The sequence below is a fragment of the Gemmatimonadota bacterium genome (genome assembly GCA_009838645.1).
GTDB lineage: Bacteria > JAAXHH01 > JAAXHH01 > JAAXHH01 > JAAXHH01 > JAAXHH01.
In genome coordinates, this window is sequence record VXRC01000040.1 from 22,146 (window position 1) to 34,021 (window position 11,876).

Here is an 11,876-nt window from a genome sequence, read left to right on the forward strand (position 1 = left end):
GCTACAACCGGTTCAGCAGCCGCAGCATGATGGCCTTCTGGGCGTCCAGGCGGTTCTCGGCCTGGTCGTAGATGATCGACTGCTCGTGCTCGATCATGTCCTCGGCGATCTCGTAGCCGGGATGGATGGGCATGTCGTGCATGATCTTCGCACAGCTGCCGGCGAGCAGGGCGCGGTCGATCTGGTAGGGCATCATGATCCCGCTCCGCTTCTCCTTCTCGGCCGCGTAGGCGGGATCGTTGAAGAGTTCCATGTCGAGCCAGGTATCCGTGTAGACGTAATCGGCATCCGCGACCGCCGCCCCGGCGTCCAGCGTCTCGGTGAGCAGCCCCCTGTCCAGCAGCTTCTTCCGGCTTTCCTCGTCCACACTTTCCGGCTCCCGGATCGGACAGACCAGCGTCAGGTGCACGCCCAGCGGCGCGGCGATGGAAACCAGCGAGTTGACCACGTTGTTGTACACGCCGATGTAGGTCAGCCGCGCGCCTTCCACGCCCTCCGGACGGTCTTCCGCGATGGTCAGCACGTCCGCCAGCGCCTGGCAGGGATGGTACAGGTTGCAGCACCCGTTGATGACCGGCACCGTGGAGGCCTTTTCCATCTCCAGCAGGTCCCGGTTGTCCTTCAGCCGCGCCATGATGATCGCGGCGTTGCGGCCCAGGTACTGCGTCTCGAAGCGCACCTTGCTCAGGGTGAAGTTGGTCGCCATCCAGTCCAGGTTGATGGCGTGCCCACCCATTTCAGTCATGCCCGCCTCGAAGGACACCCGGGTGCGCGTGGACGTCTTCTGGAAGATCATGACCAGCGTGTTGCCCTGCATGCGGCCCTGGTATTCCCAGCGGTAGTGCTTCACGCGCCTGGCCAGGTCGACGATCTCCACGATCTCGCCGTCTTCCCAGTACTTCCAGTCGATCAGGTGCTTGATGTCTGTGGACATGCTTGCTTCCTGTTATTCAGGCGCCGCAAAGGCGTCGGCCGGAATCTCCGGATTGATTTCGATGGTCTGGGTCACCGACTCTCCGCTGGGATTCCCGTTTTGTTTCATCGACTCCTTGAAGGGCAGTTTGATCCCCTCGACTTCGCGGTAATCGCTCATGGTCGATTCGGCTTCCACGGGACCCTGCTGGGACATGGACTGGCCGGCCTTCTTGTACGGCAACATGGTCTCCGCGTCCAGGTACAGCTTGAAGGGGTTCAAACCCGGAGGCGTGATCAGAAGCACTTCCGTCGCCCTTCCTTCGATCTCTTCCCGCCCGGTATGTTGCACCGTCAACCCCTCCGCGTCCATCCGGTTGTACAAAAAGACCAGGTTCCGCCAGAGTTCCTCTCGCATCGAATCCCGCTGCTGGTCCGGAAGGGGCTGTGTATTGCCCATGGGGTCAACCACCCAGGCCTGGTCGTCGATCAATGTCATATCGATATCACCCATCGGCGTCTGCATCGTCGTCTTCGACTTATCCGGAAACGCGACCAGGCTTTCCACGCCGATGACCATCTCGCCCATGGGCTGGATCACCGTGACCTCTGCGGTTACCCGTAACGATTGAATCGCGGTCAAGGCCTCGATACCCCCCAGAGCCTCAGCTGAACGCATCAGCAGTTCCCTGCCCATGGCCACGTCGTCCTCGGTGGCTTCCGGGGCTTCCACGACAGGAAGCGCGATGGTCACGTCGATCTCGTTGACCTCGCCGAACGCCGACATCTCCTCGTCGAAGTCCTGGTCGTTCCCGACCACGATGAGGCGCATCTTGTCCGGTTGCAGGTATTCGCGGGCCACGCGCTTGACGTCTTCCACGGTCACCTTTTCGATCCCGGTCTTGGTCTTCTCGAGGAAATCCTGGGGATAACCATAGTACTCGTAGGTCATCTGCCGGTCGATGATCTCACGGCGACTGTCGAAATTGAAGACGAAGGAATTCAGGAAACTTTCCTTGGCCAGGTTCAGTTCCTCTTCCGTGATTTCATCGGTCGTCATCCGTCCCACTTCGTGCCGGAGAGACCGGATCGCCTGCGCCGTGGTTTCCGAACTGGTCATGCAGGCCACGTAGAAAATCCCGGGGAAATTGTAGTTTGCGCTGTAGATGCCGAAGACGGCGTAGGCCAGGCCCTGCTCCGACCGGACAATGCGAAAGAGCCGGCCGGAAAACCCGCCGCTGAGGATATCGTTCATGACCCGCAGGGCGAAGTAGTCGGGATTGTCCCTGACGCCGCCGATGTGGCCGAGGACGACCGTGCTCTGGTTGATATCGTCCTTCCGGACCAGGTTCACCGAACTGTCGTAGGTATAGTCGACATCGGGCAGATCGGGCCGCACGAACCCGGCCTTCTCCCATCCCCCGAATACATCGGAGATCTTCTTTACCATCTCGTCCGTGTCGAAATCCCCCCACACGCCGAACATGGTGTTGTCCGGATGCATCCAGTCCCGATGAAAGGCCACGAGGTCGTCCCGGGTAATGGCGTCGATCGTGGCGTATTCGGCGTGGCGCGCGTACACGCTCTCCGCGCCGTAGATCAGCTTGCGGTATTCCCGGAAGGCCATGTCGGTCGGGTCGTCGTTCCGACGGGAGATCGTGGATCGCGCGGTGACTTTTTCCAGTTCGATCTTGTCTTCGGGGAAGGCGGGATGCATGAGAATGTCCGCTAGAATGGGCAGCACGGTATCCACGTTGTCCTTGAGAGCGGACATGAAAGCGGACCCGGAAACCAGGCCGATCTGCGTCTCTACAGTCGCGCCAATTCCCTCCAGGGTCTCGTCGATCTCGTCGCCCGACATGCTCGTGGACCCACCCGTGCGTATGACCGCGCCGGTGATCCCGGCCAGGCCGATCCTTTCCGCCGGTTCGTTGACGGAGCCCACGCCGAAGCGGGCGCTCAGGTTGATCATCGGCAGCCGGCGGTCTTCCACCAGGTACAGGATAATCCCGTTATCCAGGACCACCCTGGTGGGCGTCGGGGTGGCGATATCGTTGAGCGGCGGGAATTGCAGCTCTGTGTAGTCCTTCTGTGCCGCGACCGGCATGGCCGAAAAGACCAGCCCTGCCAGCATCAGGCCAAGTGTAGCGACTTTCAGACGGGTACTGCGCATGGGTTCGACTCCTGTGTTCAGGGCATAGGATGTTCGCGTCGGTCCGTGATCCTTCGGTTCCGTCATCATTCGGTCCCGTCATCATCCATGGTAACGATCGAAGCCACCGTCCGGTTCTTAGAAACCAGGTACTGGTTGGCTACGCGCTTGATATCTTCGGCGGTCACCTCATTGATCGCGTCGATACTGTGGAAGAGGTTGCGCCAATCACCCGTAAGCACGTGAAAATAAGCCATTTGAAGCGCAAGCCCCATATTTGATTCAAGCCCCCGGATCAGGTTTACCCGGGCCCGCACTTTCGCCCTGGACAGTTCCTCTTCGGTAACTTCCTCGTTCCGGATGCGTTCGATTTCCTCCTCGATGGCTTGCTCCGTATCCGCGGCGGTGTGGTCCTTGCTCGGAAAGGCGAAAAACACCATCATGTTGGGGTACTTGCTGCCGGGAAAGTCCGTGAAGGAGGAAGCGTTCACCGCGATTTTTTGGTCCTTGACGAGTTTGGTATACAAACGGCTGGTGCGGCCGCTTCCCAGGATATCCGACAGTACGTTGAACACCACGTCGTCTTCATGGTTGATGTCGACCTTGTGGTAACCCATCAGGATCACCGGTTGGGACTTGTCCTCCATGATCACGCGGCGCTCCGCCAGTTGCGGGGGTTCGGTCGTCTCAACCGGTTCGATCGGTGGCCCGGCCGGAAGACGATCGAAATACTCGTGGGCCAGTTCCTTGACGTGCGCGGGGTCGGCGTCGCCTGAGATGATGATTGTCAGGTTGTCGGCGCCGTAGTACCGCCTGAAGAAATCCATCGCCTCCGCGCGGGTCATGGAATCCAGGTCCGACATGTGGCCCAGGGTCGGCTCGCCGTAGGGATGGGCCTTGTAGGCGGCGCTCAGCATCTCCTCCACCAGGCGTCCGACCGGACTGCTTTCGCTCATCCGACGTTCTTCCTTGACCACGTCCCGTTCTATGAAGAACTCCCGGAGCACCGGGTCGAGGAAGCGGCTGGACTCCAGCGCGAAGAACAGCTCGAGCTTGTTCGAGGGAAGACTGTAGAAATACCGCGTGGCGTCCCGGCTGGTCGTGGCGTTCAACCCCGTGCCGCCGGCTCGGTCGATGGCCTCGTCCATGGCATTGGACTGGCCGAGTTCCCGGGCCGCCTTCTTGGCGTCCTCGAAGGCCTGCTCCAGGCTTGCCAGGCGCTCGGGGTCGGCCAGGTGGCCCTTGTGCCGCTCGCTTCGGAGATCGTCGAAGATCTCGTCCACCTTCTCCATGGCGGCATATTCGGCTTCCAGGTCCATGGCGCCGATGGTCGTGGTACCCTTGAAGGCCATGTGCTCGAAGACGTGGGCCAGGCCCGTGATGCCCTTGACCTCATCCACGGAGCCGACGTCCGCGTAGGTGAGGACGGTGAGGACAGGGGCGTCATGGTTCTCCACCACGATGAAGGTCATTCCGTTGTCGAGCGTGAATTCTGTGACGTTCTGCTCGAAGGCGGCCAGGTCCTGGGACATCGCCGGACCGGACAGGCCGGACAAGGCAAGGACCATGACTGCCAATGGGATGTATCGCATCAATCGGGTCTTCATGTAATCAACCTCCAGGGAATTTGTTAAACCGCTCAAATCAGTACGTTCAGGATAAACCCATTTAATTAAGCACTGGTTGATATCGTCTCAGCCTTTTCGAGTTCACCCAGGTACGCGCCCACGGCGTTCTTCAACCCCATTTCCAGCGCGTCGGCGACAAGCGCGTGGCCGATGGAAACTTCGAGTACGTTCGGCACGGTGCCGCAGAACACGGCCAGGTTGTCCAGGTTGAGATCGTGGCCGGCATTGACGCCCAGGCCGATCTGGTGAGCGTGTTCCGCCGCCCTGGCGAAGGCCGAAAGTACGGGCTGCATCTGTTTCTGGCCTGTCGCGAAGGCCACGGCATAGGGTTCGGTGTACAGCTCGATCCGGTCGGCGCCGATCTCGGGCACCCGCTCGATCTGGTCGAGGTCCGCGTCCATGAACAGGCTGACCCGGCAGCCGAGGTCCTTCAGTTCCGCGATGATCGGTTTGAGTCTCTCGGCATTGGTCTTCACGTCCCAGCCCTGGTCCGAGGTGAAGGCGTCCGGGTCGTCGGGGACCAGTGTAGCCTGCGTGGGCCGGGTCTTGCGGACGATCTCCATGACCTGGTGGAAGGGGTTGCCCTCGATACTGTATTCGATCTCCGGGTAGTCCTTCAGCAATTCGGCCAGGTCGTCCACGTCGCCGGGCGTAATATGCCGCTGGTCGGGCCGAGGGTGCACCGTGATGCCGTAGGCGCCGGCCTCGATCGCGATCCGGGACAGGTCCGTCACGCTGGGTATGCCGTGCAGGCGCGTGTTCCGCAGCAAGGCCACCTTGTTTACGTTGACACTTAGTTTAGCCATGGATCCTCCGGTTTCAGGCCACATGTCGAATAGACTTTGTATTCCCCTAAACTACAGTTTTCCTTCAAACGTTCCAAGGGGTGCAGCGTCGGTCCGGCCGCACAGTCGGCCTTGTGGTGCCGCGGGGCATCATCCGGGCATCCAGGGAGGCAGGGCTCCGTGCGCGGGCAGCCGGATGAACCGCGCGCTGTTGATGGCCGGGTGGCCCAGGATCTCGTCGATGGATTCCTGGGGCGGGACGTCGTCCAGGTTCAGCACGCCCACGGCCTTGCCGCCGGGCTCGTTCCCCAGCCTGCCGACGGCCATTTGTGCGATGTTCACCTTGTACCGTCCGAAGGTGTCGCCGATGGCGCCGACGATGCCGGGCACGTCGCTGTGGTGGAAGACCAGGAGGTTGCCGTCCAGGTAGGCCTCCATGCGGTGTTCGCCCAGGCGGATCAACCTCGGCATGTTGTTTCCGAAAACCGTTCCGTCGGCCCGGTACGTCTCTTCGGCGCAGTCGATCTCCACGCTGATGGCCGAGGAGAAGAACCCGGCCGCGCTGCGGGTCTGTTCCGTCAGGTGGATGCCCCGTTCCCGAAGCAGCATCTCGCCGTTGACGATATTGACCTCTTCGTCGAGGGCGTCCTCGAGCAGGCCCGCGCAGAAGGCGGAGGTGAGCAGGCGCGTGTTCTCGTCGACCACCTTGCCGCGGTAGGTAAGCCGGCACGCGCGCGGCCCCCCGCTGTGCCACTGGGACAGCAGGATGCCCAGCCGGTAGGCCACGTCGAGATAGCCGCCCAGCGTCTGGTACGTATTCGAATCGATGGTGACGGCGTTCACGGCGTGGCGGACTTCCCCGGTAACCAGGAAATTGACCAGGAGGTCCACGGCTTCCACCGCGACGTCGGCCTGCGCCTCTTCCGTGCTCGCCCCGAGATGGGGGGTGCACAGCACGCCCGGCATGTGAAACAGCGGGCTGTCGACACAGGGCTCCTCTTCGTAGACGTCCAGCGCCACGCCGGCCAGCTTCCCGGATTCGAGGCCCCGGACCAGCGCTTCCTCGTCGTAGATTCCGCCCCGGGCGCAGTTGATAAGCCGCGCGCCCGGTTTGAGCAGGTCGATCTCCTCGTGGCTCACCAGGTGGCGGGTCTCCGGCGTCAGCGGCGTATGCACGGTCAGGTAGTCCACCTCGGGCAGCAGGTCGCGCACTTCGTCGACGTACTCCACCCCCAGCTTGGCGGCTTGATCGGGCGAAAGAAAGGGGTCGAATCCGATGACGCGCATGGCGAAGGCCTGCGCCCGCGCGGCGACCTCCCGGCCGATACGGCCCATGCCGATGATGCCCAGGGTCTTGCCGGCCAGCTGGACCCCCGTGAACGCGCCGCGGTCCCACCGTCCTTCCATGAGACTCCGGTTCGCCGGCGCGATGTTGCGCGAAAGGGCTGCGATGAGGGTAAAGGTGTGCTCCGCCGTGCTCAGGGTATTGCCGGCCGGCGTGTTCATGACCACGATACCCTGCCGGGTCGCCGCGACCCGGTCGATGTTGTCCGTGCCCACGCCCGCGCGCACGATGCAGCGGAGGCGCGCGTTGCCTTTCAGCACGTCCGCCGTGATCTTCGTGTCGCTCCGGCAGATGGCGCCGTCGTATTCCAGGAGGGCGCCGCGCAGCGCATCGCCGTCCAGGCCGGTACGCACGTCGTGGGATACTGCGCTTGCCCCGGTGAGCCGTTCGAGCCCTTCCCGAGCCAGTTTGTCGAGGACGATAACGTGATGCATGACGCGCCGGGCACTCCTTTTACGATCGTGCTCAGACCCACCGGAAAAAAACGTAAAATACCTTGCGCCGGTGGTTCTTATCAACCTATTTTTCCAGAGGTAGTCTCGTATCTTCATTCCCACTTTGAAGCCCGTCAGACACTCATCAGGCAGGACCCCGCCCGTCCGCAACAGGTGAACTGCGGTACCTGCCTTAAGGACGAACCCCGTGTCCTCGTTCGTACACTTGCACAACCATACCCATTACAGCCTCCTCGACGGCGCCAGCCGCATCGAGGATCTCGCCGAGACCGCCAAAGCCTTCGACATGCCCGCCATCGCCATGACCGACCATGGCAATATGTTCGGCGCCGTGGAGTTCTACAAGACCGTCACGGCCGCGGGCCTGAGGCCGATCATCGGTTGCGAGCTGTACCTGGCCTCGGGCAGCCGGAAGGAAAAGCGCCCGGTCCGGGGCGGTGAACGGGCCGATCAGACTACTCATTTCGTCGTGCTCGCCAAGAACGCGACAGGCTACCGGAACCTGATGAAGCTCACCTCCGCCGGGTACCTCGAGGGGTTCTACTACAAGCCCCGGGTGGACATGGAACTGTTGGAGAAGCACAGCGAAGGGCTGATCGCCCTGTCCGCCTGCGCCAAGGGGCCGCTGGCCAACCTGGTGGTGGACGGCCAGATCGACCGGGCGCGGACGAAGTGCGCCCAGCTCAAGGAGGTCTTCGGATCAAACTTCTACCTGGAGATCCAGGACCACGGACTGGAGTTCGACAAGCCCATCAACAACGCGATGATCGATTTCTCCCGGGAGTTCGACCTCCCCATCGTCGCGACCAACGACGCCCACTATCTGAAGCAGGGCGACGCCCCCGCCCAGGACGTGCTGGTCTGCATTCAGACCGGGAAGGAACTGAACGACCCCAAGCGGCTCAGGTTCGCCACGGATTCGCTCTACTTCAAGAACGCCGAAGAGATGAGCCAGCTCTTCGGCCATGTTTCCGGCGCCCTGGCGAACACGGTTTCCATCGCCGAGTCCATCGAATTCGAGCTGGAAATGGGCCAGTTCAAATTCCCCCACTTCCCGCTGCCCGAAGGGTATGACAGCGCGGACGCCTACCTGCGCAAGCTGTCTTTCGACGGAATGGAGAAACGGTACGACACCGTCACCCCCGAGTTGAAGGCCCGCCTCGAATACGAACTGGGCGTCATCGGCCAGATGGGTTATCCGAGCTACTTCCTCATCGTCCTCGATATCGCCCGTTTCGCCGCCGAGCAGGGCATTCCGCTGATGACGCGGGGGTCCGGCCTGGGATGCATGGTGGCGTACGTGCTGGGCATTACGAACATCGACCCCATCGAGTACGGGCTGCTTTTCGAACGCTTCCTGAATCCCGAGCGCGTCAGCATGCCCGATATCGACCTCGACCTCGCGGACCGAGATCGCGACAAGGTCATCAACTACGTGGTGGAGAAATACGGCAAGAACAGCGTAGCCCAGATCATCACCTTCGGCACCATGGGGGCGAAGGCAGCGATCCGCGACGTGGGCCGCGTCCTGGGCATGTCCTACGGCGACGTGGACCGCGTGGCCAAGCTGGTACCCGGCGAACTGAAGATCACCCTCGACCGGGCCCTCGACCAGGTCCCGGAACTGAAGCAGATGGCCGACGGCGGAGGAACGGAAAGCCAACTGATTCAGTACGCGAAGACCCTTGAAGGCCTTGCGCGCCACGCGTCCGTGCACGCGGCGGGTGTGGTAATCACACCGGGCGATCTGACCGACTACGTGCCGCTGTACAAGCCGAGCAACAAGGATACGATCGTCACCCAGTATCCCGGCGAGCTCATGGAGGACATCGGCCTGCCCAAGATGGACTTCCTGGGGCTGCAGAACCTGTCGGTCATCCAGGACGCCCTCGCGATCATCAAGGACACGACGGGCGACGAGATCGAGCTGGACGACATCCCCCTGGACGACCCGAAGACCCTGGACCTGTTCCGCAGGGGCGAGACCACGGGGATCTTCCAGTTCCACAGCGGCTGGCTCCACGAATTCCTCCGGCGGCTCCGGCCGGACGGCGTCGACGACCTGATCGCCATGAACGCGCTCTGCCGGCCCGGCCCCCTGAACGGCGGGGTGGTGGACGACTACATCGACCGCAAGCACGGGCGCAAGGAGGTCACCTATCACCACGCCGTGATGGAAACGGCCCTGAAGGAGACGTACGGCCTCATAGTCTACCAGGAGCAGGCGATGCAGATCGCCCGCGACATGGCGGGTTACACCCTGGGCCGCGCCGATTTCCTCCGGAAGGCCATGGCCAAGAAGCAGCCTGAAGTCATGGCCGAGGAACGGCGTAATTTCGTCGACGGCGCCGTGGAGAACGGCATCGAGCAGCGCACTGCGGAAGAGGTCTTCGGCCTGATCGAGTATTTCGGCGGTTACGCCTTCAACAAGAGCCACTCAACCGGGTACGCGGTACTTGCCTTTCAGGAGGCCTATTTGAAGGTGCATTTTCCGTTGCCCTTCATGGCCGCGCTGTTGTCGAACACGATGTCCAATACCGAGGAAATCGTCGTACTGATCAACGAGTGCCGGAAGATGGGCATCGAGGTGTTGCCGCCCGACGTCAACAGAAGCGACAAGACTTTCGTCGTGGAAGGCCTCTCGATCCGGTTCGGACTGTGCGCGATCAAGAACGTGGGGCAGGCCGCGGTGGAATCCATCGTCGAGGCGAGGAAAGAGCATGGAACCTTCGAGGATGTATTCGGGCTCTGCGAGCACATCGATCTTCGGCTGGTCAACAAGCGGGTGCTTGAGTCTCTGATCCAGGCCGGCGCCTGCGACAGCCTCGAGGGGCATCGGGCGCAGTTCATGAACGTGCTCGATTCGGTCATCGAAGGCGCGCAGACTCGCCAGCAGGACCGGGAGAAGGGACAGACCTCCCTCTTCGACCTCGACGGCATGGGAGGCAGCGCAGGGCTGGAAGTTCACAAGCCCGTGCTGCCGATGGTCCCCCGGTGGGCGGCCAGCCAGGAACTGGGCTTCGAGAAGGAACTGCTCGGATTCTACGTGACGGGGCACCCGCTGAAGGAATACGAGGAAGACATCCGGGCGTTCACGACGGCGGAAATGCGGCGCCTCGAACAAGCCAACGGCCGGCAGGACGGCGTCGTGGTCGGCGGTATCGTGACCGAAATCAAGCCCATCGTGGACCGGAACGGCAAGACCATGGCCTTCGTCACGCTCGAAGACTTCTCCGGATCCGGCGAAGTCCTCGTCTTTTCGGAACCGTACGCCCTGTACCGCGATCTTGTGTCGATCGACGCGCTGATCCTCGTGAACGGTCACCTGTCTAAAAAGGAAGAGGACAACAAGGTCATCGCTTCCGAGATCATCGCGTTGACGGATGCCCGGGACCGGCTGGCAAGGTCCGTCGTGGTGTCCATGGAGTACGAACAGGTCGGGGATGAAAACCTCGCGTCGCTCAAGGACGTGCTGGAGACCTACCCGGGCAAATGCGACGTGGTGCTCGAAGTGTCGACGGCCGATCACGGCGAGATCGGCGTCAGGGCGGGGAATCATCTCCAGGTCAGACCCACGGACGAGCTGCTGAAGACGCTGCGGGAATCGACCGGCGCGAAACGCGTACGACTGGCCGGCGCGCCCGCGCACAGCGGCGAAAGCGGATGGAAACCGGTGGAGATGAACGGCCGGAAACGGAACGGCCGGAGCCGCTGGAATGGGAACGGGAACTAGGTGACAGGGGATGGAAATCAGGTAATGGCGTTGAGTAAACAGGTCTACGCGTAAGCAGAGAAGCCTTACCATACGGCGGAAGCTCACGTTACGGTGGGAGGATGTATGTCGATCAGAATCTTAACATCTGTTTTTGCCGCGCTGGTCTTTGCAGTCGGCCTCTGGACCGCGAGTTGTGGCGGCGGCGATTCACCGACCGCGCCGACACCTACCCCACCTACCCCGCCGCCTTCGCCGCCGCCCGCGCCGACGGTCTCCGTAGTCGAAATCAGCCCGAACATGGCGACGCTGGAGGCAGGCAGGACACAACGATTCGTCGCGACCGCCAAGGCTTCCGACGGCACCGTGATCAGCGGCGTCAATTTTGCCTGGTCGAGCAGTAATACCGCCGTGGCTACCGTCAACAACAACGGGGTTGCCACGGCCGTGGCCGCCGGAACGACCACCATCCGGGCAACTGGAAACGGCGTCTCGAGCGCGGCGGTGACGATTACGGTCACCGTGGCCGCCGTGGCAAACGTCACGGTCTCTCCTTCCTCGACCCAGGAGTTGATGATTGGAGAAACGGTCACCTTCACGGCAACGGCCCGGACGGCCGGTGGCGCTATTCGCGGTGATGTCGGTATCTCATGGGCGAGCAGCGACACCAGCGTAGTGACCATAACTTCCGCCGGTGTGGCCACCGCCGTCGGCGCTGGTATGGCCATGGTCCGCGCAACGGCGGACGGTATTACGAGTTCGCCGGTTACCATCAACGTGGCCGAACCCCCGCCGCCCGAGCCGGTGGTGGCCACCGTGACGGTGAGTCCGGCGGATGCGATGATCGAGGTGGGCGCGACGCAGCAGTTCGAGGCGATGGCCTTGAC

The 11,876-nt window shown here is 62.2% G+C and carries 7 protein-coding genes; 2 read left to right on the forward strand and 5 right to left on the reverse strand.

Features of this window, described 5'->3' with window-relative positions; genetic code table 11:
* Position 1: 1 nt before the first annotated feature.
* From F4Y38_11560 to F4Y38_11580, 5 genes are all read right to left on the reverse strand, one after another.
* Positions 2–934, reverse strand: a complete 933-nt coding sequence (locus tag F4Y38_11560; GenBank protein ID MXY49915.1) for an ornithine carbamoyltransferase — start codon at positions 932–934, stop codon at positions 2–4.
* Positions 935–946: 12 nt separating this feature from the next.
* Positions 947–3,154, reverse strand: a complete 2,208-nt coding sequence (locus tag F4Y38_11565; GenBank protein ID MXY49916.1) for an insulinase family protein — start codon at positions 3,152–3,154, stop codon at positions 947–949.
* The gene (locus F4Y38_11570; protein MXY49917.1) at positions 3,151–4,596 is read right to left on the reverse strand and encodes an insulinase family protein; all 1,446 of its coding nucleotides are present in this window, start codon (positions 4,594–4,596) and stop codon (positions 3,151–3,153) included. Before F4Y38_11570 ends, F4Y38_11565 begins: the two co-directional genes overlap by 4 nt.
* 140 nt (positions 4,597–4,736) lie before the next feature.
* Positions 4,737–5,498, reverse strand: a complete 762-nt coding sequence (locus F4Y38_11575) for a pyridoxine 5'-phosphate synthase (protein MXY49918.1) — start codon at positions 5,496–5,498, stop codon at positions 4,737–4,739.
* 129 nt (positions 5,499–5,627) lie between these two features.
* Positions 5,628–7,256, reverse strand: a complete 1,629-nt coding sequence (locus F4Y38_11580; GenBank protein MXY49919.1) for a phosphoglycerate dehydrogenase — start codon at positions 7,254–7,256, stop codon at positions 5,628–5,630.
* 208 nt (positions 7,257–7,464) lie between these two features.
* On the opposite strand from F4Y38_11580, the gene F4Y38_11585 reads away from it, so the two are divergent.
* Together F4Y38_11585 and F4Y38_11590 are read left to right on the forward strand one after the other, a co-directional pair.
* On the forward strand, positions 7,465–11,010 hold the full coding sequence (locus F4Y38_11585) for a DNA polymerase III subunit alpha (protein ID MXY49920.1): 3,546 nt from the start codon (positions 7,465–7,467) through the stop codon (positions 11,008–11,010).
* Positions 11,011–11,115: 105 nt separating this feature from the next.
* On the forward strand, positions 11,116–11,876 hold a 761-nt coding region (locus F4Y38_11590; GenBank protein MXY49921.1), incomplete at its 3' end, for a hypothetical protein.